At 59.8% G+C, this 26,208-nt stretch carries 23 protein-coding genes and 3 tRNA genes; 11 read left to right on the forward strand and 15 right to left on the reverse strand.

Translation table 11 applies throughout. The features are described 5' to 3' along the window. Positions 1 to 15: 15 nt before the first annotated feature. From ada to NAV33_RS03640, 3 genes are read left to right on the forward strand one after another with little or no spacing between them, the layout of a single operon-like run. Positions 16 to 1,053: a bifunctional DNA-binding transcriptional regulator/O6-methylguanine-DNA methyltransferase Ada gene (ada, locus tag NAV33_RS03630; protein WP_255977082.1), complete on the forward strand. Its 1,038-nt coding sequence runs from the start codon at positions 16 to 18 to the stop codon at positions 1,051 to 1,053. Between the two features lie 56 nt (positions 1,054 to 1,109). Next, positions 1,110 to 1,355: a hypothetical protein gene (locus NAV33_RS03635; RefSeq protein ID WP_255977084.1), complete on the forward strand. Its 246-nt coding sequence runs from the start codon at positions 1,110 to 1,112 to the stop codon at positions 1,353 to 1,355. Positions 1,356 to 1,407: 52 nt separating this feature from the next. Further along, positions 1,408 to 2,187 carry a TatD family hydrolase gene (locus NAV33_RS03640; protein ID WP_255977086.1) on the forward strand — a complete coding sequence of 260 codons (780 nt, stop codon included), beginning with the start codon at positions 1,408 to 1,410 and terminating at the stop codon, positions 2,185 to 2,187. A gap of 136 nt (positions 2,188 to 2,323) precedes the next feature. Here NAV33_RS03640 and NAV33_RS03645 read toward each other — a convergent pair whose 3' ends face one another. The 5 genes from NAV33_RS03645 to nfi all read right to left on the reverse strand — a co-directional run bounded on the left by NAV33_RS03645 (position 2,324) and on the right by nfi (position 7,308). Next, the gene (locus NAV33_RS03645; RefSeq protein ID WP_255977088.1) at positions 2,324 to 2,560 is read right to left on the reverse strand and encodes a DUF3140 domain-containing protein; all 237 of its coding nucleotides are present in this window, start codon (positions 2,558 to 2,560) and stop codon (positions 2,324 to 2,326) included. A 245-nt stretch (positions 2,561 to 2,805) separates the two neighbouring features. Next, positions 2,806 to 4,836 (reverse strand): methyl-accepting chemotaxis protein, encoded by a 2,031-nt coding sequence (locus NAV33_RS03650; protein WP_255977090.1) that lies wholly within the window; start codon positions 4,834 to 4,836, stop codon positions 2,806 to 2,808. Between the two features lie 259 nt (positions 4,837 to 5,095). Next, complete coding sequence (ampE, locus tag NAV33_RS03655) at positions 5,096 to 5,932, reverse strand: regulatory signaling modulator protein AmpE (protein ID WP_255977092.1); 837 nt, start codon at positions 5,930 to 5,932, stop codon at positions 5,096 to 5,098. Next, positions 5,933 to 6,508, reverse strand: a complete 576-nt coding sequence (gene ampD / locus NAV33_RS03660; protein WP_255977094.1) for a 1,6-anhydro-N-acetylmuramyl-L-alanine amidase AmpD — start codon at positions 6,506 to 6,508, stop codon at positions 5,933 to 5,935. Between the two features lie 71 nt (positions 6,509 to 6,579). After that, entirely contained in the window at positions 6,580 to 7,308 is a 729-nt protein-coding gene (gene nfi, locus NAV33_RS03665; protein ID WP_255977096.1) for a deoxyribonuclease V, read from the reverse strand. 172 nt (positions 7,309 to 7,480) lie between these two features. Here nfi and NAV33_RS03670 point away from each other — a divergent pair, with 172 nt between their 5' ends. Then, positions 7,481 to 8,482, forward strand: coding sequence for a GlxA family transcriptional regulator (locus NAV33_RS03670; RefSeq protein WP_255977098.1), 1,002 nt, complete (start codon positions 7,481 to 7,483; stop codon positions 8,480 to 8,482). 62 nt (positions 8,483 to 8,544) lie between these two features. Here the strand turns inward: NAV33_RS03670 and zapE are convergent, their stop codons facing one another. The 3 genes from zapE to NAV33_RS03685 all read right to left on the reverse strand — a co-directional run bounded on the left by zapE (position 8,545) and on the right by NAV33_RS03685 (position 11,819). Continuing rightward, on the reverse strand, positions 8,545 to 9,639 hold the full coding sequence (gene zapE, locus NAV33_RS03675) for a cell division protein ZapE (RefSeq protein ID WP_255977100.1): 1,095 nt from the start codon (positions 9,637 to 9,639) through the stop codon (positions 8,545 to 8,547). A 155-nt stretch (positions 9,640 to 9,794) separates the two neighbouring features. Beyond that, complete coding sequence (locus NAV33_RS03680) at positions 9,795 to 11,153, reverse strand: tryptophan--tRNA ligase (protein ID WP_255977102.1); 1,359 nt, start codon at positions 11,151 to 11,153, stop codon at positions 9,795 to 9,797. Between the two features lie 39 nt (positions 11,154 to 11,192). Beyond that, complete coding sequence (locus NAV33_RS03685) at positions 11,193 to 11,819, reverse strand: alpha/beta hydrolase (RefSeq protein ID WP_255977104.1); 627 nt, start codon at positions 11,817 to 11,819, stop codon at positions 11,193 to 11,195. Between the two features lie 251 nt (positions 11,820 to 12,070). Here NAV33_RS03685 and NAV33_RS03690 point away from each other — a divergent pair, with 251 nt between their 5' ends. Next, a complete protein-coding gene (locus NAV33_RS03690; protein ID WP_255977106.1) occupies positions 12,071 to 12,502 on the forward strand; it encodes a YhcB family protein in 432 nt (143 codons plus the stop codon). Positions 12,503 to 12,538: 36 nt separating this feature from the next. On the opposite strand, the gene nadC is transcribed toward NAV33_RS03690, so the two are convergent. Further along, positions 12,539 to 13,387 (reverse strand): carboxylating nicotinate-nucleotide diphosphorylase, encoded by an 849-nt coding sequence (gene nadC, locus NAV33_RS03695; protein WP_255977108.1) that lies wholly within the window; start codon positions 13,385 to 13,387, stop codon positions 12,539 to 12,541. Positions 13,388 to 13,733: 346 nt separating this feature from the next. Between nadC and NAV33_RS03700 the strand changes: the two genes are divergently transcribed. The 3 genes from NAV33_RS03700 to NAV33_RS03710 all read left to right on the forward strand — a co-directional run bounded on the left by NAV33_RS03700 (position 13,734) and on the right by NAV33_RS03710 (position 17,703). Then, positions 13,734 to 16,016: a DUF1631 domain-containing protein gene (locus NAV33_RS03700; RefSeq protein ID WP_255977110.1), complete on the forward strand. Its 2,283-nt coding sequence runs from the start codon at positions 13,734 to 13,736 to the stop codon at positions 16,014 to 16,016. 158 nt (positions 16,017 to 16,174) lie between these two features. Continuing rightward, entirely contained in the window at positions 16,175 to 16,348 is a 174-nt protein-coding gene (locus tag NAV33_RS03705; RefSeq protein WP_255977112.1) for a DUF3094 family protein, read from the forward strand. A gap of 59 nt (positions 16,349 to 16,407) precedes the next feature. Continuing rightward, the gene (locus NAV33_RS03710; RefSeq protein WP_255977114.1) at positions 16,408 to 17,703 is read left to right on the forward strand and encodes an NAD(P)/FAD-dependent oxidoreductase; all 1,296 of its coding nucleotides are present in this window, start codon (positions 16,408 to 16,410) and stop codon (positions 17,701 to 17,703) included. 171 nt (positions 17,704 to 17,874) lie between these two features. On the opposite strand, the gene NAV33_RS03715 is transcribed toward NAV33_RS03710, so the two are convergent. The 6 genes from NAV33_RS03715 to rluD all read right to left on the reverse strand — a co-directional run bounded on the left by NAV33_RS03715 (position 17,875) and on the right by rluD (position 22,893). Then, positions 17,875 to 17,950: transfer RNA gene (locus tag NAV33_RS03715), tRNA-Lys, on the reverse strand. A 5-nt stretch (positions 17,951 to 17,955) separates the two neighbouring features. Beyond that, positions 17,956 to 18,032, reverse strand: a tRNA-Pro gene (locus NAV33_RS03720). Positions 18,033 to 18,041: 9 nt separating this feature from the next. Continuing rightward, positions 18,042 to 18,117, reverse strand: a tRNA-Asn gene (locus tag NAV33_RS03725). Positions 18,118 to 18,334: 217 nt separating this feature from the next. After that, positions 18,335 to 20,905: an ATP-dependent chaperone ClpB gene (gene clpB, locus NAV33_RS03730; protein ID WP_255977116.1), complete on the reverse strand. Its 2,571-nt coding sequence runs from the start codon at positions 20,903 to 20,905 to the stop codon at positions 18,335 to 18,337. Between the two features lie 243 nt (positions 20,906 to 21,148). Continuing rightward, on the reverse strand, positions 21,149 to 21,922 hold the full coding sequence (gene pgeF / locus NAV33_RS03735) for a peptidoglycan editing factor PgeF (protein ID WP_255977118.1): 774 nt from the start codon (positions 21,920 to 21,922) through the stop codon (positions 21,149 to 21,151). Continuing rightward, positions 21,919 to 22,893 carry a 23S rRNA pseudouridine(1911/1915/1917) synthase RluD gene (rluD, locus tag NAV33_RS03740; RefSeq protein WP_255977120.1) on the reverse strand — a complete coding sequence of 325 codons (975 nt, stop codon included), beginning with the start codon at positions 22,891 to 22,893 and terminating at the stop codon, positions 21,919 to 21,921. Before rluD ends, pgeF begins: the two co-directional genes overlap by 4 nt. A gap of 383 nt (positions 22,894 to 23,276) precedes the next feature. Between rluD and NAV33_RS03745 the strand changes: the two genes are divergently transcribed. The 3 genes from NAV33_RS03745 (at position 23,277) to NAV33_RS03755 (ending at position 26,194) form a co-directional block, all read left to right on the forward strand. Beyond that, positions 23,277 to 24,290 (forward strand): outer membrane protein assembly factor BamD, encoded by a 1,014-nt coding sequence (locus NAV33_RS03745; protein WP_255977122.1) that lies wholly within the window; start codon positions 23,277 to 23,279, stop codon positions 24,288 to 24,290. 85 nt (positions 24,291 to 24,375) lie between these two features. Then, positions 24,376 to 24,612, forward strand: a complete 237-nt coding sequence (locus tag NAV33_RS03750; protein WP_255977124.1) for a PP0621 family protein — start codon at positions 24,376 to 24,378, stop codon at positions 24,610 to 24,612. Further along, positions 24,602 to 26,194 (forward strand): sensor histidine kinase, encoded by a 1,593-nt coding sequence (locus NAV33_RS03755; protein WP_255977126.1) that lies wholly within the window; start codon positions 24,602 to 24,604, stop codon positions 26,192 to 26,194. The genes NAV33_RS03750 and NAV33_RS03755 overlap by 11 nt, the downstream gene beginning before the upstream one ends. Positions 26,195 to 26,208: the final 14 nt, after the last annotated feature.

A 26,208-nucleotide genomic window follows, 5' to 3' on the forward strand; every position in this document is an offset into this window, starting at 1 on the left:
CGATGGAGCCGCGCGATGATCGATTTCGACCGCTGCTGGCAAGCCCTCTGTGAGCGCGATGCGGGCTTCGACGGCCGCTTCGTGTTTGCCGTCCGCTCGACCCGCATCTTCTGCCGTCCGAGCTGCCCGGCGCGCCGACCACGGCGTGACGGCGTCAGCTTTTTTAGCAATGCGGCCGATGCTGAAGCCGCAGGCTATCGTGCCTGCATGCGTTGCTCGCCACACGGCCAGAGCCCGGCCGAACAGCTGGATGAACTGGTAATTGCCGCTTGTCGCCTGCTCGACGAAAGTCCTGAGCCGATAACACTGGACAAGCTGGCTGCCCGCATTGGCCTGTCCTCGTCGCATCTGGCCCGCGCCTTCAAAGCCCGCACCGGCCTTACACCCCACGCCTGGGCCGCAGCGCGTCGCCGCGAGCGGCTGGAGACGCGTCTGCCAGCAGCCGATTCGGTATTGGGTGCAGCGCTGGATGCGGGCTACGGCAGCACTCGCGGCGCCTACCAGAACGTCACGGCACTGAGCCCGGCGCAGCGCCGGCGCAAGGGTGCTGGCGAGTCGCTGCGCTATGCAATCAGCGCCTGTCCGCTGGGTCTGCTGTTGGTCGCTGCCAGCGACAAGGGAATCTGCGCGCTATTGTTCGGTAACGACGAGCAGGAATTGTTGGGCGAACTGCAGTCGCGCTTCGCCGCAGCCGTATTGCGGCGCGATCAGACTGGCCTGGGCGACTGGCTGCAGCCGATTTTGAACCAACTGGCCGAGCCATCACACGCCGTTCGGCTACCACTGGATCTACGCGGCAGTGCTTTCCAGCAGCGCGTCTGGCAGGCATTACAAGACATCCCCCCTGGCCAGACCCGCCGCTACGGCGAGCTGGCCGAAAGCCTCGGCAGCCATGCCCGCGCCGTTGCCCGTGCCTGTGCGAGTAATCCAGTCGGGCTGCTGGTGCCCTGCCATCGGGTCGTTGGGGCCAACCAAGCGCTGACCGGCTACCGCTGGGGCATCGAGCGCAAGGCGGCATTGCTTGAATCGGAGCGTGACGATTCGGGAGCCTGAGCGCGATTCGGCGGTCGGATATTGCATATCCCCGAACCAAGAAGCAGAGAGCCGCCATGACCGAACTGAAACGCTACCGCATTCACTACCTGATCAACGGAAACCCGGCCTCGCTGACGCTCAGCTCCTTCGAAGAACCCGACATGGAACAGGCCGAACTGGAAATTCTCCTGCATCATGTCCGCGAGCCGCGCGCGACGACTGACGCACCCTGGGAAATTCCGGTACGTTCGAGCGAGCACAGCCGCATGGCCGAGCTGGGCGTCAGCGACATCCAGATCGAGGAAGAAACCCTCCGCTGAGTTCCGCCACCTCCGCCTTTCAGCCTACCGATACCAGGCCAGGATATCTGCCGTGCCCCTGATCGATACCCACACTCATCTCGACTTCGACCCCTTCGACGCCGATCGCAGTGAGGTGCTGGCCCGCTGCACGGCAGTCGGTGTGGAGCGCGTGCTGGTGCTAGGCGTGCACCAGGCGAATTGGGAAAGGGTCTGGCAGCTGGCGCTGGACGAACCGGCCGTATACGCCGCGCTGGGGTTGCATCCGGTGTTTCTACAGGACCATCGATCGGAGCACATCGGTGCGTTGCGCGATTGGCTGCAACGTCTGCGAGGGGACGAAAAGCTCTGCGCAATCGGTGAGATCGGCCTGGACTATTACATCGAAAATCCAGACAAGGAGCGCCAGCAGCAATTGCTGGAAGCTCAACTCGACTTGGCCGACGAGTTCGAACTCCCGGTGCTGCTGCATGTGCGCCGTGCCCATGCCCCGATGATTGCCGCGCTGAAGCAGCGCAAGCTCAAACGTGCGGGTATCGCCCACGCGTTCAGCGGTAGTTGGGAGGAAGCGCGGGAATACATCAGACTCGGCTACAAACTCGGCCTCGGCGGCGCCGGCACCTGGCCCCAAGCGCATCGCATGCATCGGGTACTTCAGCAACTGCCGCTAGAAAGCATCGTGCTGGAAACGGATGCCCCGGATATCACGCCGCACAGCCATGCCGGCCAGCGCAACAGTCCGGAATTCCTTCCCGATATCTGCCGTGAATTGGCCGAGCTGCGTGGCATCAGTCCCGACGAACTGGCTAACGTCAGCTACCGAAACAGCTGCGAGCTGTTCGGCTGGAAGTGAGGATCAGCTGACCAAACCGGCACGTGCGTCATCGAACGCCGCATCGCCGCAACTGCCAGCGAATCACTACGATCAGACGGAACGCCCTGGCAACGTTGAAGCCGAGATCACCAGCTTCAATACGGAACAGCGGAACTCAGTCCTCCAGCGGATCGTGTCCCCAATTCATTAACGAGTGGCGCCAACGGCTATCTTGGATGTCGCCCTTTGGCCGCTGGGCCAGATGCCGATGGACGTAACCGATGACCTTGCGCATGGCTTGGTAGTCGTCTTCTTCGAGATCAGCCTGACGCCGCCCCTTGAGTTCCAGAATGCGCTCGCCCATGGCATGGCCAACCGCTTCGCCATCGCTCGGCACGGCCTCCGTAGCCACCGCCGCGCTTTTTGTATTCCTGCACGGCATATTGCGCCTTGCGCGCGGACCACTGGCCGGGCTCGCCGCCCTTGTCGCCATCGGTGACCTCTTTCTTGACCCGCTCCCATAGTTGCGGATCGGTCTTTTTCGCGGTGCTGGACATAGCGCGCTCCCGGGTTCGCCTTTTTGGCAGACCCGGGTATGCGAGGCGCTGTTCACAAGGATGCGATGGACGGTTGCGCGTCGTCGCCTGAGGCCAACGATCAGACCCGGAACGCGCCGATCAATTGTTGCAGGCGTCCAACCAGTTCGGTCAGCTCGCGGCTGGCTTGCTCGGTATGCCCTGCCCCTTCAGCAGTTCGCTGCCCGGCTTCGTTGATCGCGACGATGTTGCGATCGATGTCGTGAGCCACCGCGGTTTGTTCCTCTGCCGCCGCGGCGATCTGCTGGTTCTGGTCGACGATGACGCCGACCGCGCCAAGGATATTCTCCAGCGCCTGACGAACCTGCGCCGACTGGCTGACCGTTTCCTCGGCCATCGAATGGCTGGAATGCATGGTTTTGACCGCGGCGCCGACACCGCCCTGGAGCCGCCCGATCATCTGCTCGATTTCTTCGGTGGACTGCTGGGTGCGTTTGGCCAGGCTGCGCACTTCATCAGCGACCACAGCGAAACCACGCCCCTGTTCGCCGGCGCGTGCGGCCTCGATTGCGGCATTGAGCGCCAGCAGGTTGGTCTGCTCAGCGACACCTTTGATTACATCCAGTACCTGGCTGATGGCCTTGCTGTCACTGGCCAGCTGATTGATCACGCTGACCGATTGCTCGATCTCAGCCGCCAATCGCTCGATGCCGCCAACCTGCGCCTCGACCAGGCTGCGACCGCTAACCGTTTCTTCATTGACGCTCTGCGCGCTGCCGACCGCCGCTTCGGCGCTGGTGGCGACTCCCTGTGCGGTTGCTGACATCTGGTTCATCGCAGTAGCGACCTGCTCGATTTGTCCGCGCTGCTCGGACACCGTCTGGTTGCTTTCGCCCGAGACGGTTTCGACGCGTGAAGCTTGACGTTCCACCTCACCGACCGTCTGACCAACCCGCTCGATCAGATCACGTATCTTGGCCACGGTCTCGTTGAATACCTGACCCAGCTCACCCAACTCATCACGGCTTTGCACTTGGAAACGCGCGGTCATGTCGCCAGCAGCAACGCGGTCCATGGTTGCACCAAGGCTCTTCAGCGACGCGCGAGTGGACATGTAGAAGGCGCTGTAAAGATAGACCACAAGCACGAACACCAGGACCAGCGCGGTGAGTAGCGAGATCATCAGCAGGCGTTTCTGCTCCAGACGCTGCTCCAATTCACCGTCCAGGAAGCCGAGAATCGAATCGTTGAGTGCGTAGGTCTTCGCCATCTCGGCGCTGATCAGGTCGTAAAAATTCTCCCACGGACGATCCAGCGCTTCGGCCATGATCACCTGGTCTTGAAAGATATCGCTGCTGATCTTCAGAGAATCGCGGCTAGCGGCGGTGTAGCTTTCAAGCTGGCGCTGCGCGGAGGCGCTGCTGCCCAGCACGTCCTGCAGTTGGGCGCCGTATTGAGCCTGTTGCTTTTCCAGTTCGAGGAGCAGTTCGTCCAGCTTGTTGCTGGCGTCGGAGTTCAGGTAGCCCTGGCCAAAGGTGTAGGAGCCGATCGCCCTGCCCTCGCCGAGGATGGCCGTGATCGAGGGCGTGACCGAGGTCAGCAGTTCGGCGAGCATCCGCACATCGCGCTGGCTGTCCTGACTCAAGCCGGACTGACTGGCAATCAGCTTGATCATCACCTGCGCCTTGCCCAGCAACGCACGCGCCATGGCGGCCTTGGCCTGCAGCGATTGCTGCGCCTGCGCCTCGCGCAGGGCCGCGTCGAGTTCATCTCGGCGGGTGTTGAATTCGGCGACCTGTTCGGGGTTGTCGCTGACCGGCACCAGGCTTTGCATCCGCGACGACAACTCTCGTTCAGCGTCCGCCAGCCGGGTCACCAGCGCCTGGACTTCACCGGTCTGACCGATGATACCCTCGATTTCGACCAGGTCCTTCCAGTCCTCCATCTCGCGTCGCAGCTGCAATGCTGTACCCAGCAGCTCGAGGCTTTGCAGCTCCGTGCGGGTGCCCACGAACTCCCGGTACGAGTCGCGTACCAAATAGAAATTAGTCAGCAACATAGGAACGAAGAAAAGGACGCTGATCAGACTGAACTTCATTCCGAAGCTCAGGCGATTCATCAATGCGATAGCGGGATACAACAGGCTTTTCAAAAGACGTCTCCCAGTTTCTTGTTGTATTGCTGGCAACATCGATGGCTGCAGCAGGGCTCGTCAAAGAGGTGGCACGAGAAAACTTATACGGGATATCGGTCGCGGGTTATGTAACTTAAGGTAATGGCAGGATGGTGGCCCGACAAGTGGCAGAAGGCTCGCCGATTCCGGCATATCCACGGCATTTATACGATCAGCGGCGGTTGCCGGAACGTTGCGAGGCAGGAACACAATCGGCCGAAAGATCTGTCCGCGATCGCTAAAGAAGAATGATCCAAAGAGCGATGGCCGCGTACCAAAGCATGCGCGTGCGCACCAGCAGGGCCGCGAGACTGTCGAGTCGGGCGAGGCCCGCTTCACCTTCGAAGGCGTCGCTCAGATCGGCCGCAGCCGGGCCTACATCCGCCAGCAGCTGCCTGGCGGGAATCTCCCAGTGCAGCAAGTCATGCAACAACGCGCGATTGACCTCGACGAAGTTGCCAACCAGCCCGAAGCTGGCAAGCAGGACCCGCATGGGCAACCAGTCGAAGGCGTGCAGTAGCTGCCCGGCCCGCTCGCGCAGGGCTTCGCTCCGGGCGTGCTCGACGGTTAATGAAAGCAGGCGGTAGGCCAGTGCGGCCATGGGCCCAAGCAACACATACCAGAAGATCACAGCAAAAAAACCTTGGTGGCTGCGCCAAAGCAGTTGCGCCTCTACAGCTCGCAGCAGGCTTGGCGCGTCCGACGCATTGATGCCCAGATCGCGCTCGGCCACCAGCGCGGCCGCCTCACCATCGTCACGCCGCCAGGCATCGCGGAACGGCCCGAGCTCGCGTTTGCTTTGCCCCCGACCAAGGCTATAAAGCAGCATTAGCAAGTGCAGAGGCAGGCTGAGCCAGCCGTAGGCCAATGGCTTGAGCGCGATCAACAACAAGCCGAGCAGCAGGATCGGCAGCAGCACCGCCACCAGCAGGCTCAACCATGGTTTGGACGCCAGCGCAGGGCGACTTTCGATCCGTCGCAGCAGATGCAGCCAAGGACCATCCTGCTGCACATCGCGCCGCCAATCGGTGAGTTTGTCGATCAGCAGTACCAGCAACACCACAAGAAAAATCATCTATCTATCCTTTGCTGGGCAGTCCCACGCAACGATCGCCGTCGCGCGCAGGCGCTGCCAATCGAATGCTGGTCCCGGGTCGGTCTTGCGTCCCGGAGCGATGTCGCTGTGGCCACAGACCCGATCCGGCGTGATCGCCGGGTAGGCTTGCTGCAGCAGGTGGCAGAGCTGGATCAGGCCTTCGTACTGAGCCTCGCTGAATGGCGCGTCATCGGTGCCCTCCAATTCGATGCCAAGGGAAAAATCGTTGCAACTATCGCGCCCGTCGAAGCGCGAGATGCCTGCGTGCCAAGCACGATCCAGGCAGGAGACAAACTGGGTGATGGCGCCATCACGTTCGATAAGGAAATGCGCCGACACCTGCAGGGTCGCGATTTCTTCGAAGAAAGGGTGCTCTTCGGTGGGCAGGCAGTTCTGAAAAAACTGCTGAACCTTGCCAGTCCCGAAACAACCGGGCGGCAGGCTGATGTTGTGAATGACCAACAGCGATATTTCGCCGTCGGGGCGCTGATTGAAGTTGGGCGAGGGGCAATGGCGAATGCCTCGACACCAGCCTGTCGCATGATCCAACAGCATCGGGGCGGAACCTGGAAAACCTGCGGGTCTGCAGGCTAGCGCCTGCAAGCGGCTTACTGCAAGCCGCCGCGCTATTCGAAGCTCATCGTCTGCTGGGTGCTGGCGCGCTTTTCATTCCGGCGCGAGGCCAGGCGGTCGGCCAACCGCGTCGGTTCCGGCAGGCGATAACGGGTGACATAACGCATCACCAACTGCGGTGCGGTCGCCAGGCTTACCCGGTTGCCGGGCGAAATGATCAACGGGCGCACCTTATCCTTGCTGCGTAAAACAGCGCCGATCACCCTGCCATCCTTTGCCAACAGATCAACCTGATCGCCACGCTGCTCGCCGAGTTCCGCGTGGTGACCGGTAAGGATCTTCTTCGCCACACCGATCGTCGGCAGGCCGGTAATCACACCCAGGTGGGCGGCGATGCCAAGCCCACGCGGATGAGCGATGCCGTGCCCATCGGAGAAAATAAGATCCGGCACCTGACCAAGCGAATCGAGCGCTTGCAACACAGCGGGCAGCTCGCGAAAGGACAACAGGCCCGGAATATACGGCATGCAAGTCGGAATCCGCGCGAGTGCCTGTGCCACCGGCTCAAGTGTTTCGGCATCGAGCAGAACCACTGCAGCACGGGTGATCTTGCCGCCCTCCTCGAATCCGACATCGACGCCGGCAATCAGCCGCAGCGGACCGAAGGCATCTTCCAGCACGACCTTGCCTGCCAGTTGCTTCTGCATTTCCCGGGCGGCGGCGGTGCTGCCATCCCATCCGGAAAACGCATCGGGATGACCTGGTGGTGCGGCTGCTGTCATGAAAATCCCCTCTGATGTAACTCTGATGGGTAGCGCCGCGAGCGGTTCCGCCCCATTAGACTGATTGTGACTGGACAGTCGCGGAAAAAAATAAGACGCTCCTGCCGGATAGCGGCAGATTTACCCTACTTTGCCCCTTATAAAAATAATCGGAATAGCCAGAAGAAAACGCATGCTCACCGCACAACCATTGAAACGCATCAGCATTCTGGCCACTGAAGGGGTGTTCGCGTCCACCCTGATGCATGCCAAGGATTTCTTTCATATGGCCAGCCTGCGCTACGGCAAACAGCTCGGCCTGGGGCTCAAGCCTGCTTTCGAGACCTCATTAGTCAGCCCCGACGGCAAGCCTGTCAGCACCTTCAGCGGTACCCGCATCGAGGTAGACAGCGCATTGGATGTAACCGATGCAGTAATACTGCCGGCGTTCTGGGGCGATTTCGACGCGCTCTGCCAACAATATCCGCAGGTAACCCCGTGGTTGTTGGAGCGGCACGCGGCCGGCAGCGCAATCTGCGGCGAAGCCTCTGGAGCGTTCTGGATGGCCGCTGCAGGATTGCTCGACGATCGTGAGGCCACAACGCATTGGCGCTTTGCCGGGGAATTCGCCGAGCGCTTCCCGCGTGTGCTTTTTTCGCAGGAGAGACACCTGACCGACAGCGACAATCTCTACTGCGCGGGCGGCATCACTTCAGCCTCGGACCTTTACATGCATCTGGTCGAGCGCTTCTGCGGCTCGAATGTCGCGCAAGGCATGGCGCGTGACATTCTTTTCGAGGTGCAGCGCAACTACAGTCCGGGACGGATAGGTTTCGGTGGGCAGAAGCTGCACCTGGACACACGCGTACTGCAGATTCAGGAATGGCTGGAAGAGCACTTCGCGGAAAAATTCCGCTTCGAGGATGTGGCGCGAGAGCACGGCATGAGCATCCGCAATTTCATGCGGCGCTTCCAGACGGCGACCGGCGATAAACCGCTGCACTACCTGCAAAGGCTGCGCATTGAAACCGCCAAGAGCTTGCTCTCGACCACGCGCAAGAGCATCAAGACCATCAGTTACGAAGTTGGCTACGATGATGCGAGCTTCTTTGCGCGGCTGTTCCGCCAGCACACCGAGCTATCGCCCAATCAGTATCGGCAGCAGTATCGGCAGCAGTATCGGCACAAAAGCTGACGGCAAAAAAAAACGGCAAGTTGCGCTTACGCGCTGGCTTGCCGTTCGACGGATGAATTAGCTCAGGGCTTGTGCGGACGCGACAGATATTCGTGCGATTGCATTTCCAGCAGGCGGCTCAGGGTGCGCTGGAATTCGAACTCCAGGCGGCCACCAGCGTACAGATCCTTCAGCTCGACTTCGGCGGACAGGATCAGCTTGACGTTGCGGTCGTAGAACTCGTCCACCATATTGATGAAGCGCCGCGCCATGTCGTCTTTGGAGACATCCATCCGTTCGATATTGGAAACCAGCACCGCATCGAAGATCTTGCCCAGCTCGATGTAGTCGTTCTGGCTGCGCGGCCCATCGCACAGCTCGCGGAAGTCGAACCAGGCGACACCATTGGAAACCTTGCGCGCGACGATTTCGCGATTCTCGATCATCAAGGCTTCGTTTTCCTGCACCCGGCACTGCTCCGACAGCAGGCTGCGGAAGCTCTTTTCCAGACTCTGCTCCGCTTCGGCGTCCAGCGGGAAGTGGTAGAGCTCGGCCTGCTCTAGCGCGCGCAGACGGTAATCGATGCCGCTGTCGACGTTGACGATTTCGGTGTGCTTTTTCAGCAATTCGATAGCCGGTAGGAAGCGAGCACGCTGCAGGCCGTCCTTGTACAAGCCGTCCGGCACGATGTTAGAGGTCGCCACCAGGCTTACGCCGTTCTTGAACAGCTCTTCGAGCAGGGTCGCGAGAATCATCGCATCGGTAATATCGGAAACGAAAAATTCGTCGAAACAGATCACGCGAGACTCGTCGGCAAAGCGTTTGCCTATGATCGTCAGCGGGTTCTTCTCACCCTTGAGGGTGCGCATCTCCTCATGAACGCGCTTCATGAAGCGATGGAAGTGGGTACGTGTTTTCTGCTCGAACGGCAGGGCATCGTAGAAGGTGTCCACCAGATAGGTCTTGCCGCGACCCACTCCGCCCCAGAAATACAGACCCTTGATCGGGTCCTGACGTTTTTTGCCGAACAGCTTGCCAAGCAGACCAGATTTGTTGCGATCGTCGGCGACCAGATCGTCATACAGACGCTGCAGATGACGCACGGCAGTTTCCTGGGCGGCGTCGTGGAAAAAATCAGGACGTTTCAGGTCTGCCTGATAGCGCTCAAGAGGGGTCATGGCGGGGTCTGGGTAGTGAAACGGGGCCGACACTTTAGCCGTGCCCTCGGTGGTTGGCAATTTACGCAGATCGTTCAAGCGCTTGAGCCTCGGATGGAGTCAGGGGTCAGCCGGAACCGCCGGCCGTGCAGCGACCGGCGGGTACGGCTGGATAATTACACGGCAAGTGTCGCCAATGCCTGACGCAGGCGCAGTATGGCCGCTTCCAGCGATTTTTCATCGGTGTGGACAGGGCTGTCGGCGATGCATTCGCCATCAAGCCACAACGTAAACTGATTGCCTTCGTCGGCACGTAGCTCCAGCGCATCGACACCCTGCGCTATCAGGCGCTGGCTGATCACGCCAATCACCTTGGGGTCGCTGAATGGGCGCGACAGCAGCAGCTCTTCACCATCGGCGGCGAAAAAGCGGAAGCGGAAGCTGCCGTCGTTCTCCCGAAAGCTGGCGAAGCGGGCACTTTTTCCGCCTTTCTTTTTGGCAGGAGCCGCGCTTGTCACATCGCTGCGGAAATTGCGCAGCCCTACGGCCTCACGCAATTCTCCGAGGAACGGCGTAGCTACCTTGCGCGCCTTCGCTGCTCCGGCCTGGAGAATATCTTCCAGCTCGCCAGGACGTGTCATCAGTGCGTGATAGCGCTCGCGTGCTTCACCCAACTCGTTGTCGAGTAGCTGGAACAGGCGCTGCTTAGCCTCGCCCCAGGCAAGCCCGGCAAGCAGCTCACCACGAAACTCTGCCAACTGCGCCGGGGTGGCGAAGGCTTGATAGAGCGTGAAAAGGTGGGAATCGTCTGGGTCCTTGGGCTCGCCGGGCAGTTTGGAGTCGGTAACGATGCGGGCGATTGTGCTTTTCAGCTCCTTGGCACTGGCGAACAGCGGGATGGTGTTGTCGTAGCTCTTCGACATCTTGCGGCCATCGAGACCGGGGAGCGTCGCGACGCCTTCTTCGATCAGCGCCTCGGGAGCGGTGAACAGCTCTTTGCCGTTGCCAAACAAATGATTGAAGCGCTGGCCAATATCGCGGGCCATTTCCACGTGCTGGATCTGATCACGACCGACCGGCACCTTGTGCGCGTTGAACATCAGGATGTCGGCCGCCATCAGCACCGGGTAACTGAATAGTCCCATGGTGATGCCTGCATCCGGGTCTTCGCCCTTCTCGACATTTTTGTCCACCGACGCCTTATAGGCGTGCGCACGGTTCAACAGACCCTTGCCGGCGACGCAGGTCAGCAACCAAGTCAGCTCTGGTATTTCAGGGATGTCCGACTGGCGATAGAAGGTCACCCGATCGGCATCCAGGCCACAGGCCAGCCAGGTCGCGGCGATCTCCAGTCGCGACTGCTGAATGCGCAGCGGATCGTCGCATTTGATCAACGCGTGATAATCAGCGAGAAAGTAAAAGGAGTCGGCGTTGGCTTCGCGACTGGCCACAATCGCCGGCCGAATGGCCCCGGCGTAGTTGCCCAGATGTGGCGTGCCCGTGGTGGTGATGCCGGTAAGGATTCGGGTTTTCATACGATCGTCTCGATTCAGTCAGCGCTGGTCGCGGTGAAGCTAGCCCAGCCGCGGCGCAACCAGCTCCTTGAGTTCCACCAGTTTGCCGTGGAAAAAGTGGCCGCATTCTGCCACTTTAAGCAGCTCGTGGGGACGCTGAAGCCCAGCGGAGAAGGCATGCACCGACTCCGGATCGATCACTTCGTCATCGGCGGGCTGGATAATGGTCAGTACGCAACGCTCCGCCAATGGCTGATCCGCCAGTCGCGAGACCGCCGGCGCGACCATGAACAGATTTTCCAGCAACTCGCCACGCGCCTCGACCCGCCCGGCCAATGCCGCCGCCACGAAACCACCAAAGGAAAAGCCCAGCAATGTCAGCGGTAGCCCGGGGTGCTGCGCCTGCAGCCAGCGCAATGCAGCTTCGGCGTCGTCGATTTCGCCAATGTTCATGTCATGACTACCGGCACTACCACCCACTCCACGAAAATTGAAGCGCAGCGTGATGTAGCCAGCATCGCGCGCGGTGCGCTGCAAGGTCGACACCACCTTGTTGAGCATCGTCCCCCCTTTGACCGGATTGGGATGACAGATCAGCGCCAGCCCGCGCGCATCGGGCTGATCGAAATACAGACCTTCCAGCACACCGGCCGGACCCTCTATGGAAATTGGGATTTCACGTTTCAACTAAGTAACTCCGTGACCTTGGGGCAAATCGACTCGTCTTGCTACACGCTGACTCATAATCACCGCATCGTGTCGCGGTATACAGGGCAGGTACGAGACGTTAACGTATCAGGCCGTGGAAAAACCACTGCACCAGGCGTGCAGAGCCCGGCTATCAGCTGCGTCCTGACCTGATAGCCGTCCTGTCCGCCCGTCACCGCATGGTTTTCCGCGGTCTGAACAGCACAGCCGTTTATATAGAGGAAGTACTCGTGGAACAGACCCTCGCGACCTGGTTGCTCCCGATCGTCGGTGTGATTGCCGGCATCGCTATTGGTTATCTAATCGCACGAAACAGCGCGCCGAACAGCACGCAGCGTCAGGTAGATGAACTGCAGGAGCGCCTCGACACCTATCAAAGCGAAGTGGTTACCCATTTCAATACAACCGCCAGCCTGCTGCGCAAGCTGACCAACAGCTACCAGGACATGCAGAATCATCTGTCCGAAGGCGCCGACAAGCTCGCGTTGGACGAGCAGACCCGTCAGCGCCTGCTCGCCGCGCTGCACAGCGAGGAGAGCCATAGCCACCGGGAACGCCTCAATTCACCAACCTTCACGGAGCCGCCGAAAGACTACGCACCAAAGGACACCGACGTCCCCGGCACGCTGCACGAGAACTTCGGTCTGAAAAGCAAGCACTGAGCTGAATGGCGGTACACGTTGTGGCCGCCTGCTAGATCATTGCTTTAGACGCATCGACAGATCAATTGCCCGGACATGTTTGGTCAGGGCACCGATCGAAATGTAGTCCACGCCAGTTTCAGCAACCGCGCGCAGCGTCTCGTCACTGATTCCTCCTGATGCCTCCAGCTTCGCCCGGCGCGCCGCAAGGTTTACTGCGGTGCGCATGTCTTCCAGACTCAGCTCGTCCAGCATGACGATATCGACTCCAGCTCGTAGCGCCTGCTCCAACTCGTCAAGACTCTCTACCTCGACCTCTACCGGCTTGCCCGGCGCGATGCGATGAGCAGCCGCAACAGCCTCGGCAATCCCGCCACAGGCGGCGATGTGGTTCTCCTTAATCAGGAATGCGTCGTACAGACCGATTCGATGGTTATGACAACCACCACAAGTGACCGCGTATTTCTGCGCCAGACGCAAGCCGGGAATGGTTTTTCGCGTGTCGAGCAGCTGGACGCCAGTGCCTTCGACGAGATCGGCGTAGTGTTGGCAGCGCGTGGCAACACCCGACAGCGACTGCAAAAAATTCAACGCCGTACGTTCACCGCTGAGCAGTGCCCGCGCCGGTCCTTCTAGATGGAACAGGACACGATCGGCAGCAACACGCTCGCCGTCGGTTACCTGCCAGTGCACCGCAACCCGCGGATCGAGCTGGCGAAACACAGCATCCACCCAAGCCGTGCCACTAATAACAGCCGCCTCGCGAGTAATGACCGAAGCATGGGCGAGCCGTTCGGCAGGGATCAGCTGCGCCGTGATGTCGCCGGTACCGATATCCTCGGCCAATGCTTTACGTACATTGGTTTCAATTTCGGCGGAAAGGTCCGCAAGAGTGAGATTGGTCACGACGCGCTCCCATTGAGTTCGGCGACAGTATAAGGCTTCGCCCGGCGATCGCGCAGAGGCGCACCGCTTCGAGAAGATGTCACGCCTGACTGATCTGGGTTCTGCCTGCGGCACTTTTCTGACCGCCTGTAGGAATTGCAGGAAGTATCTGTGAGCCGCATCATGTCCAAAACAAATCCGGGCTTGGCTGCTGAACTAGATGCCTATAATGGCCTCATAAATTGGCGCCACTGAAATGGCGATGATTTACCAAAACTTGACAAGCCGTTGTCCCGATCCATGATCAGCGGCATGCTATGTGTTGTTTGAGCACCTGAATCAGTAGGGTGACCCGGAGAGAGTCTCGATGCGAACCGATGCGAAAGTGGTGCACCTCAAGGCTGCCCCTGAGCAAAAGCCGACCTCACCGGCAGGTAGACTGCCTGTCGCGCTTATTAGCGTGCGCGACAAGGCTGCACAACAGCTGCGACTGGCGCTACAGACTCTATTCGACAATGCTGACGACTCGCTTTTCGAGATAGCCGACCGCGCCACCAGTAACGCCGAGCAGAACGCGTTCTTCGAAGCCATGCGCGACTTGCGTATGAAGCGTCGCAGTATCGAGCGCGGCTTTCTGCAGCAAGTCTTCGAATCCTTCGCAAAGCTCAATCAGTATGAGATTGGCAAACCTGCGCAGCAGGAAGCATCCTTCGATAGCCTGGCCCTGGTGCAGAACGACGAGCTCGAAGAATCCGTTGCGATAGATACCATGGTCGCCAAGGTGATGAGCCGCGCCACCCAGCCGCTGAGCCACCTGACCACCCGAATGAATGCACTGGTGAGCAAGAAGCTCGACGACAAGAGCAATCCGCTCGGTCCGCAGCAGCTTTGCGAGTACTTCCTGGAGGCCTGCCGCAGCCTGGGCGTGGACATCAAGGTCAAACTGATCATCCTAAAATTGTTCGAGCGCTACGTGCTAACGGATCTCGATCAGCTTTACGCCGAATCGAACCAGACACTGGTTGCAGCCGGCATATTACCGGAGCTGCAGTCGGCCCAGCCGCGCCGGGCGCCCAGCCGCCCTGCCGCACCGGGAAACAGCGCACCGCGACAAGGCTTCAGCGAATCGCCAGGATATATGGACGAGGGTGTCCACGAAGCGTTCGGCGCCTTGCAGACTCTCCTTTCGGAGCTGCGCGGAAGCGCCCTTCCAGCACGCAACGCTCCCATCGACGCGGTGCCGATTTCCAGCAACGACCTGATGCGCCTGCTCTCCCACCTTCAATCACGGACGCCGCAGCAGGTCGATGAAGTCGACCTACAAGGTCAACTTGAGCAACTATTGCATCGCGTTAGCGCCAAGAGCGGTAAATCCCGCGTGGTCGGTGAAGTCGACGAGGACGTCATAAACCTTGTGTCGATGCTGTTCGAGTTCATTCTCGACGACCGCACGCTGCCTGACTCCCTGAAAGCACTGATTGGCCGCCTGCAAATCCCGGTGTTGAAAGTCGCTGTTTTGGACAAGACCTTCTTCAGCCGCGGTAGCCACCCGGCCCGCCGCCTGCTCAACGAAATCGCCTCCGCCGCAATGGGCTGGGGCGATCAGGATGAAGCCCAGCGAGACAGCCTGTATCAAAAAATCGAGCAGGTCGTGGCTCGCCTGCTGAACGACTTCGTCGATGACCCCTCAATCTTCTCTGAGCTGCTTGCAGATTTCCTCGCCTTCACCGGCGACGAGCGCCGTCGTAGCGAGCTCCTTGAACAGCGCACTCGCGATGCGGAAGAAGGACGCGCCAAGGCCGAAATGGCTCGCCAGGAAGTCGAACATGCACTCAATCAACGTTTGCTCGGCAAAATTCTTCCCGAAGTTGTGGTACGCCTGCTCCAGGAGGCCTGGAGCAAGGTTCTGCTGCTGACCTGTCTGAAACACGGCACTCAGTCCGAGCAATGGCAAGCAGCCCTGGCAACAATGGACGATTTGATCTGGAGCGTCGCACCGCACGACGATCCGGAGTCTCGAGCACGGCTTTTGGAACTGGTCCCGAGCCTGCTGAAAAATCTTCGTGAAGGCTTGGTCAGTGCAGCATTCGACCCCTTTTCTACCAGCGACTTCTTCACCCAGCTCGAAGCGCTGCATGTACAGACGCTGCAGCAATTCAAGCAGCCGACTCAACCTGCACCGACTCATGACCCGCTCGCCCGCGGGGAAATTGTCACCGAACAGAAGCTGGAATTGCCTCCACGCGAAGAGCACGCCGATGAAGCCGAAGCTCCTGCAATGGTTGAGGTTGTTGCGGAAATCGTGCTGCTTGCCCCTGGCGAGAGCCGCGAGCAGGAGCCCGAGATAAACCTGGCAGACAATGACGAGGCATTGACTCAGGTGGACAATCTGCGTGTCGGCAGCTGGGTTGAGTTCCAGGAAGACGAAGATCACAAGCTGCGTTGCAAACTGGCCGCAGTGATCAAGCCCACGGGCAAATATATCTTCGTCAACCGCACCGGCATGAAAGTACTCGAGAAGACGCGCATGGGGCTCGCCATCGAGTTCCGTCGTGGCGCCATCCGCCTGCTCAACGATGCCCTGCTGTTCGACCGCGCGCTGGAATCGGTAATCGGTAACCTGCGCAGCCTGAAGAACAACGGCCGCTAACCATTTTCCAAATTCGGGGGCGTATATCGCCCCGCCACCACGCTAGCTGCCACAACTAGCTGCCGGCACGCCTGACCCACTGCAGTTATCGGCCAGCTACGCGCTTGGCTTTTACTGTCGCGCCGCTAGAATGCCTGCATCCCCCTTTCGAGGTGCGTATGCCCAGCCGTCTGAAACCTGAAGACCAGAAACGCGTTGATCAATACCTCAGCGCACCGCAGCACCAAGTCGAGCGTCGGCCTTTTAGGCCCTGGCTGCTCCTTGTGCTGGTGCTGGTCGTGGTGATTGGCCTGGGCCTGCTGAGTCGCCTCCTGAGTCGCCTGGTGTTATGAGTATTTCTACGCTCACACCGGCGCAGGCAGAATTTCGCAAAGCCTTATGAGTTCATTCCATGACACATCGCATCGTAATCGTCGGCGGCGGCGCTGGCGGCCTGGAGCTTGCCACCCGCCTGGGTAGAACCCTGGGCAAGCGCGGCAAGGCCCGTATCACCCTAATCGACGCCAACCTGACGCATATCTGGAAGCCTCTGCTACACGAGGTCGCTGCCGGCTCGCTGAACTCGTCCGCCGATGAGCTTAACTATGTCGCGCAGGCCAAATGGAACCATTTCGAGTTCCAGATGGGCCGCATGACCGGCCTGGAAAGTGAAAGCAAGTGCGTACACCTTGCCGCCTCATTCGATGAGCAAGGCGTCGAGCTAGTACCTGCGCGCGCTCTCAGTTATGACACGCTGGTGATTGCAGTCGGCAGCACCACCAATGATTTCGGGACCAAGGGCGCAGCCGAGCACTGTATTTTCCTCGATACGCGCGCGCAGGCTGAACGCTTCCACCGCCACCTACTCAGCCACTATATGCGCGCCCACGCCAGCGAGGGACGCCACAGCACCATCAACATGGCCATCGTTGGCGCTGGCGCAACCGGTGTCGAACTGGCCGCAGAGCTTCACCATGCTGCACGCGAACTAGCCGCCTATGGCCTGGACGGAATCAAACCCGAAAACGTCCATATCAGCCTTATCGAAGCAGGCCCGCGAGTTCTGCCAGCGCTACCGGAGCGCATCAGTCAGCCAGTACATCAGACACTCCAAAGCCTTGGCGTGACCGTACTCACCAACGCTGCAGTCAGCGAAGTCACGGAAGAGGGGCTGCATACCAAGAACGGCGACTTCGTGCCCGCTACGCTGAAGGTTTGGGCCGCCGGTATCAGAGCGCCTGGCTTCCTCCATGAAATAGGTGGATTGGAAACCAACCGGATCAATCAGTTGGTGGTATTGCCGACACTCCAAACAACCCGCAACGAGAACATCTTCGCCTTCGGTGACTGCGCCGCCTGCCCGCAACCGGGCAGCGACCACAATGTGCCGCCGCGAGCGCAGGCGGCGCACCAGCAGGCCTCGCTATTGGCCAAGTCGATCGCCCGACGGCTCGAAGGCAAAAACCTGCTCGATTATCGGTACCGCGATTACGGCTCGCTGATTTCTTTATCGAGCTTCTCCGCCGTGGGCAATCTGATGGGCAATCTCACCGGCAATGTCATGCTCGAAGGTTGGCTGGCACGCATGTTTTATGTCTCGCTGTACCGAATGCACCAGATCGCACTGTATGGAATCGCCCGTACCACGCTGATGATGATTGGCGACAAGCTCAGCACTAGCACCGTACCGCGCCTTAAACTTCATTGATTAGCCTGCCGCCGCGCCTCCCGCGAACCGCATAGGGGAAGGCGCTGGCGCGGCAGTGGAAAACGATTGATGGCGGCGTGACATGAACGCCGAAGAGAAAAACGTAGACAAGAAAAAACCGGAAGGCCCTCGCGGACCTTCCGGCTTCTTACGCCTCTTGCGAAGCGGTTTTGGTGGGTCGTGTGGGATTCGAACCTACGACCAATTGGTTAAAAGCCAACTGCTCTACCAACTGAGCTAACGACCCAAAAATGGTCGGGGTAGGGGGATTCGAACTCCCGACATCCTGCTCCCAAAGCAGGCGCGCTACCGGACTGCGCTATACCCCGATTGGAATTTGGCTCCGCGACCAGGACTCGAACCTGGGACCCAATGATTAACAGTCATTTGCTCTACCGACTGAGCTATCGCGGAACTACTACTTCCAGCTCATTGGATTGTCTGCGATGCTGCTTTGCAAACCCCCCTCAGAGGCGCGCCATTTTACGGTTCTCGGCGCGCCTGTCAACAGAAAAAATGCGATTTACTACAATGCGTTGCGCGACACCATGACCCGCGCGGACAACCATGTTCTGGACCCCGCCAGCACAACCGCGAAGCCGCCCCGTTCGAGCGGCTCTGCGAAGCGAGGTCAAGCACTGGCGAAGCGGATCTCGCCGGCCTCTACCTTGCCAACGATGGCTGAACCTGGCCCGAACTCACCAGACAGTATGTTCTGAGCAAGCGGGTTTTCAATCCAACGCTGGATGGCGCGTTTCAGCGGACGTGCGCCATAGACCGGGTCATAGCCAACGGCAACCAGTTTATCCATAGCCTCGTCACTCAGTTCGAGGCTCAGCTCGCGCTCGGTCAGACGCTGCCGCAAGCGACCCAGCTGGATCTGAGCGATGCCGGCGATCTGCTCGCGCGCCAGCGGGTCGAATACCACCACCTCATCGATGCGGTTGATAAATTCCGGCCGGAAATGGCTGCTCACCGCGTCCATCACCGCCGCGCGTTGCGCATCCGGGTCGCCCACCAACTCCTGGATTTGCGTCGATCCCAGGTTCGACGTCATGACGATCACGGTGTTGCGGAAATCCACCGTACGACCATGGCTATCGGTCAGGCGCCCATCTTCTAGGACCTGCAAGAGGATATTGAACACGTCAGGATGAGCCTTCTCAACCTCATCCAGCAGCACCACTGAATATGGCTTGCGGCGCACTGCCTCGGTCAGGTAACCGCCCTCTTCGTAGCCCACATAGCCCGGCGGCGCGCCAATCAGACGGGCTACCGAGTGTTTCTCCATGAACTCGGACATGTCGATACGAATCATTGCCTCTTCTGTATCGAAGAGGAACTCCGCCAAGGCCTTGCACAGCTCGGTCTTACCCACGCCGGTCGGCCCTAGAAAAAGGAACGAGCCACTGGGACGATTCGGATCGGCCAGCCCGGCACGCGAGCGGCGGACCGCATTGGCGACGGAAACAACAGCTTCGTGCTGGCCGATCACGCGCTGGTGCAGCAGGTCTTCCATCTTTAGCAGCTTCTCGCGCTCACCCTCGAGCATCTTCGATACGGGAATTCCGGTCCACTTCGAGACGACCTCGGCGATCTCCTCGTCGGTCACCTTGTTGCGCAGCAACTGGTTCTCCGACTTGCCATGCTGGTCGACCATCTGCAGGCTGCGCTCGAGATCGGGGATGATGCCGTATTGCAACTCAGCCATGCGCGCCAGGTCGCCCTTGCGCCGTGCCGCCTCGAGATCGGCCTTGGCCTGCTCAATCTTCTGCTGCATCTGAGCGGAGCCCTGCACCTCGGCCTTTTCCGATTTCCAGATCTCATCGAGGTCGGCGTATTCGCGCTCCAGCTTGACGATTTCCTCGTCAAGCTTGGCCAAGCGCTTCCGGGTTGCCTCGTCGTCTTCGTTCTTCAACGCTTCGCGCTCGATCTTCAGCTGAATGAGGCGGCGATCGAGGCGATCCAGTTCCTCGGGCTTGGAGTCGATTTCCATGCGGATGCGGCTGCCGGCCTCGTCGATCAGATCGATGGCCTTGTCCGGCAATTGGCGGTCAGTGATGTAGCGGTGCGATAGCTTCGCCGCGGCGATAATCGCGCCATCGGTAATGGAGACGCCGTGGTGCACCTCGTAGCGCTCCTTCAGCCCGCGCAGAATGGCGATGGTATCTTCCTCGCTCGGCTCATCGACCTGCACGCGCTGGAAGCGTCGCTCCAGCGCCGCATCCTTTTCGATGTACTGTCGATATTCGTCGAGCGTGGTTGCGCCGACGCAATGCAGTTCGCCACGGGCAAGCGCCGGCTTGAGCATATTCCCGGCGTCCATGGCACCCTCGGCCTTGCCGGCGCCAACCATGGTGTGCAATTCATCGATAAACAGAATGACTCGACCTTCCTGCTTGCCCAACTCGTTGAGCACAGCCTTGAGCCGCTCCTCGAACTCGCCGCGAAACTTGGCGCCAGCAATCAGCGCGCCCATGTCCAGTGCCAGCAAACGTTTGTCTTTGAGCCCGTCCGGCACCTCTCCGTTGACGATGCGCTGAGCCAGACCTTCAACAATGGCGGTCTTACCCACACCCGGCTCACCAATGAGTACGGGGTTGTTCTTGGTTCGACGCTGCAGCACTTGAATGGTCCGACGGATTTCATCATCGCGCCCGATAACCGGATCGAGCTTGCCATCCTCGGCACGCTTGGTCATGTCGACGGTGTATTTATCCAGCGCCTGGCGCGACTCCTCGGCATTGGGGTCGTTGACCGCATCGCCACCGCGCAGATTGCTGATGGCATTTTCCAATGCTTTCTTGCTCACGCCCTGTGCCAGCAGCAGCTTGCCCAGACGGGTGTTGCTATCTAGCGCGGCGAGTAGTACCAGTTCGCTGGAGATGTACTGGTCGCCTTTCTGCTGTGCCAGGCGATCAGCCTGGTTCAACAAGCGCGCCAGATCCTGCGACATGTTCATGTCGCCCGTAGGATTCTGCAGCTTGGGCAGCTGATCCAGCTCCTTGGTCAGTGCCTGGCGCAAGCCGTTGATATCGAAACCCACCTGCATCAGCAGCGGCCTGATCGAGCCACCCTGCTGGTCGAGCAGCGCCTGCATCAGGTGCAGCGGCTCGATGGACGGATGATCAAGACCAACCGCGATGGACTGGGCATCGGAAAGCGCAAGCTGCAGCTTGCTGGTCAGACGATCGATACGCATGTAATCACCTCTAGTAAGGCAGGCCGGCGCACTCAAATCGCACCTCGACAAAGCCTGCGTGATGAAACTTAGATGAGGTTGATCGATGGAGATTCAAGTCGAAGCGCTGGACGCGTTCCGAACCGGAAGCCAGAAGGACCATCAGGCGCGGCGTCAACGCCGTCAGGCTTTCCGTATACCTTGAAGCTTGCAACCTATTGCCGCCCTTGCCGTCCAGCCTTCAGCGCTTTCTCGGCTTTTTACTTACGGCTTGCAGCTTGAGGCTTGAAGCTTGCCGCTGCTTTTATCTATCCAGATAAGACTGGCGAAGCGCCCGGTGCGGGCGGTGCGGCGATAGGAGTAGAAGCGCGGATCGCTGAAAGTGCAGAGCTCACCGCCGAACACCGCGGTAACGCCGCAAGCGGCGAGGTGGATACGGGCAAGATGGTAGAGATCAGCCATGTAGCGCCCGGCGTTGTGGCTTGGCCGAAAGGCTTCTGCCGCCACCGCGTGCTGCTCGATGAATGCTTCACGGACCTCAGGGCCAACCTCGAACGCATCCGGCCCTATCGCCGGCCCCAGCCAAACCAGCAACTGTTCGCCCGGCGACTGCATGGCCGCCACGGTCGATTCCAGCATGCCACTCGCCAGCCCTCGCCAGCCGGCATGCGCAGCGGCCACACGAGTACCGGCCCGATTGCAGAAGAGCACCGGCAGGCAATCGGCCGTCAGCACGGTGCAGGCGATACCGGTGGCATCCGTCCAGCTGGCATCTGCGGTCGGGACAAGAGCCGGATCGGCCTTGACGGTTGTGGCCGAATGCACCTGGCTCAGCCAGGCGGGTTCGCAACCGAGTAAATTTCGTAGGCGCTGCCTGTTGGCCATCACCGCCGCAGGGTCATCACCGACGTGATCGCCCAGATTGAAACTGTCGAAAGGTGGCTGACTCAGCCCTTCGTTACGCGTCGTAACGCAAGCCCGCACATGCAGAGGCGCCGGCCAATCCGGGGTGATCCAGTCGTCAGGCCAGCGATTCACCCGACGAAGGCCTCGCGATCCTGCTGCAGCAGCGTCAACAGCCAGACGAAATCATCCGGTAATGGCGACTCCCACTTCATCCGTTCACCAGTGACCGGATGGTCCAACTCGAGGAAGCGCGCATGCAACGCCTGACGCGGGAAATCTCGCAGGGTCTGCACCATGGTTGGATTCGCCGCGGGCGGAATGCGGAAACGGCCGCTGTACAGCGGGTCGCCAACCAGCGGATAACCGATATGGGTCATATGCACGCGAATCTGGTGAGTGCGGCCGGTTTCAAGTTTGACTCTGACATGAGTGTGCGAGCGAAAGCGCTCAAGCACTCGATAATGGCTGACAGCCGGCTTGCCGCCTTCGACCACCGCCATGCGTTGGCGCTGTTGGCCGTGCCGCCCGATCGGCGCATTGACCGTGCCACCCGTAATGATCACGCCAATGACGATGGCTTCGTAGATGCGGCTGACGCTGCGTGCCTGCAGCTGCTCGACCAGACGCGTCTGCGCCTGCAGCGTCTTGGCGACCACCATCAGACCCGTCGTGTCCTTGTCCAGGCGATGCACGATGCCAGCGCGCGGCACATTGATCAGATCCGGCACGTGGTGCAGTAAGGCATTGAGCAGCGTACCGTCGGCATGACCAGCCGCCGGGTGCACCACCAGACCGGATGGCTTGTTCAGCACCAGGATGTGCTCATCCTCGAAGACGATATCCAGCGGTATGTCCTGCGCGACCCACTCCCCCTGCGCCTGCTGTTCAGCGGAAAGCTCCAGAACGGCACCGGCATGCACGGTATCGCGGGGACGCAACGAGGCGCCGTCGACGGTCAGCTGACCGTCCTTGATCCATGCAGCGAGACGCGAGCGGGAGTGCTCCGAGAAAAGCTGAGCCGCGACCTGATCGAGACGCTGCCCACCGAGATCGAACGGCACCTCGGCGCGAAGTTGAATGGCCTGCGTGGAGATCGTGGACATAATTATGAGCGCTTCATAGTAAGGGGGAGCTAGCGGCGTGGCCGTCTTGCTAAGTAAGACACAGCAGGCGAGCGCCGCCGTATTCGATAGCTGGCCGTGTCATCGACGAAGGCAGCCATGGGATTCAAGAACTGCAACCTAGCTGCAGGTCGCTCATTAGCCATAGGCAGCAGATCGGTACAAACTACCGATTGACCTCAGGCGCGCGCCGAGGCTGTTTACCACGATGAACATAGCCTTTGGCTGCAGCACAGGTGGAGCCTTTGGTTTCGGCAACACGCTTGTGTTTAAATACGGCGTCTTTGTCCCGGCCAGCCGGGACGCTCATCATAACAGGACGGCTCAGCGCGAGACAGCCAGCCGTCACAGGGACGCAAGCCGCCATGCAAGTGAAACACCTGCTGCTGATCGCCATTTTCGCCCTCACCGCTGCCTGCTCATCCAACGAAACCATCAGCGAAAACCTCGGCGAAGCGGAACTGTACCGGCAGGCGCAGACCGACCTGGACAACAAGAGCTACACCAGCGCCATCAACAAGCTGAAGACGCTGGAGTCTCGCTATCCTTTCGGTCGCTTCGCCGAACAGGCGCAGCTGGAGCTGATCTACGCGTACTACCGGAACTCCGAGCCGGAAGCCGCCCGCTCTTCCGCCGAGCGATTCATTCGTCTGCACCCTCAGCATCCCAGTGTCGACTACGCCTATTACCTGAAGGGATTGGCCTCCTTCGACCAAGACCGCGGGCTGCTCGCGCGCTTTCTGCCGCTGGATATGACCAAACGTGATCCAGGCGCCGCTCGCGACTCTTTCAATGAGTTCGCGCAACTGACCACTCGCTTTCCGAACAGCCGCTACGCCCCGGACGCCAAGGCGCGAATGGTCTATCTGCGTAACTTGCTGGCGGCCAACGAAATTCACGTTGCCGACTACTACCTGCGCCGCCAGGCCTATGTTGCCGCGGCCAATCGCGGGCGTTACGTAGTGGAAAACTTTCAGGGCACGCCAGCTGTCGGCGATGGGCTCGCGGTGATGACAGAGGCCTATCAACGACTGGAGCTGGACGATCTCGCCAGTACCAGTCTGGAAACCCTCAGGCTCAACTACCCGGAACATCCCAGCCTGGAAGATGGCGAATTCGTGCCACGGGAAAAGGAAGCCGACAATCGCAGTTGGCTATCCCGCGCCACCCTCGGCCTGATTGAAACGGAAAACGCAGTCCCCGACAGTTCGCAATCCAACCGTGACGTGGTGCGCCAGTACGAAAACGCCGCGCAGGATCTGCCTGATGAGCTGCGCCCGGTCTTGAGGGAGGCGGAAGCCGAAGCAGAAGCCGAAGATGAACAGCAAAGCGAAGGCCGCTCCTGGTGGAGCTATCTGACCTTCGGTCTGTTCGACTGAGATAGTGGCCCAACGCAAAAGGCCGGTCCGATCAGAGCACAGCCTGCCAGATCGACGGGTTACGGTTTAGCCAGGAACTAGAAATATGGGTCTGTTTCGTCTGTTGTTCTGGATCATCTTGATTGCTGCGGCGTTCTGGCTCTGGCGTCGCTTGGTAAGCAAACCTGCAAATATCAACAAACCGCAACAGACCACTGTGACGATGGTTCGCTGTGCCCAGTGCGGTGTGCATCTGCCACGCGAGCAAGCATTACAAGACCACGACCAGTGGTACTGCAGCCAGACGCATCTAGAACAGGACAGCAAGTCGGGTGGGCACTGAAGGGCTGACATTCTTCGGCTACCAGGGTCGACGAATCCTTCGCATTTATCATCTTTATCGCGTCGCGATCGGGCTAGTGCTGGTCCTGCTGATCAGCAGCGATCTGCACAATGACCTGATGCGCATGAGCAATCCGGCGGCGTTCCAATACGGCGCCTGGCTCTATCTGATCCTCAATATCGTTATCGCCGTCCTGCTACAAAACCCGAAACGGGAGCTACCCGTTCTCGCCCTCGCGCTGATGGACGTAACGCTACTCGCAGCGCTGTTCTATTTCGCCGGTGGCACGCCAAGCGGTATCGGCAATTTGCTGATCATCGCCGTTGCCATTGCGAACGTTCTGCTACATGGGCGCATCGGTTTTTTCATTGCAGCGGTAGCTGCTACCGGCCTTATCTACCTGACCTTCTATCTCAGCCTCAGCGATACCACCGCGAGCAATCAATATATCCAGGCTGCAGCGCTAGGGACGTTATGCTTCGCCGCAGCGCTGTTGGTACAAGGTCTGACGCGTCGGCTGCAGGTCAGTGAAACCCTGGCCCACCAGCGCGCAGAGGAAGTCGCCAATCTCGAAGCGCTGAATGCGCAGATCCTGCAGCGCATGCGGACCGGGATTCTCGTGCTAGACCCACAGCAGCGAGTGCTACTTGCCAATCAAGGCGCACTCGAACTGCTCGGCCAACAAGCGCTGACCGGCGAAAGACTGGCACCCCGCTGCCCCGAATTAATCAAAGGGTTACAGCAATGGCGTGATAATCCAACGATGCGCCCCCCCACCTTCAAGGCAACGCCGAGCGGCGCCACCCTGCAACCGAGCTTCGCCGCCCTGCAGCACGGTGTGACGCAGGACACGCTGGTCTTCCTTGAGGACATCTCGCAAATTGCACAAAAGGCCCAGCAACTCAAGCTGGCATCGCTCGGCCGGTTGACGGCGAGCATCGCCCACGAAATCCGCAACCCGCTCGGGGCGATCAGCCATGCAGCGCAGCTGTTACAGGAATCCGAAGCGCTAGACCCCGCGGACCTTCGCCTGACGCAGATCATCCAGGATCATTCGCGACGGATGAATCTGGTTATCGAGAACGTGCTGCAACTTTCGCGCAGACGCCAGGCTGAACCGCAACTATTGGATCTGAAATACTGGGCGCATCGATTCGCCAGTGAATTTCGCGGGGCGCTCCCGCCCCACCAGAGCGTGCATGTTGAAACCAGGGGTAGATCGCTGCAGACCCGCATGGACCCCAACCAATTGATCCAGATCCTGACTAACCTGGTGCAGAATGGTCTGCGTTACAGCGGCCAGACGCATGACCACGCACAGGTATGGCTACATTTGTTCCGCGACGAGACCAGTGATCTGCCAGTGCTGGAAGTGCTTGATGATGGACCCGGCGTGCCGACCGAGCAGGTGCAAAACATCTTTGAGCCGTTCTTTACCACGGAGAACAAGGGCACCGGGCTCGGGCTGTACATTTCACGAGAGCTGTGCGAAAGCAATCAGGCGCGTCTGGACTATCGTGAAAGAGACGAGGGTGGCAGTTGTTTCCGTATCGTTTTTGCTCATCCACGCAAGCTGGGCTGAGGCCTGCGAGCCGG

Source organism: Stutzerimonas stutzeri, assembly GCF_024448715.1.
GTDB classification, from domain to species: Bacteria; Pseudomonadota; Gammaproteobacteria; order Pseudomonadales; family Pseudomonadaceae; genus Stutzerimonas; species Stutzerimonas stutzeri_AR.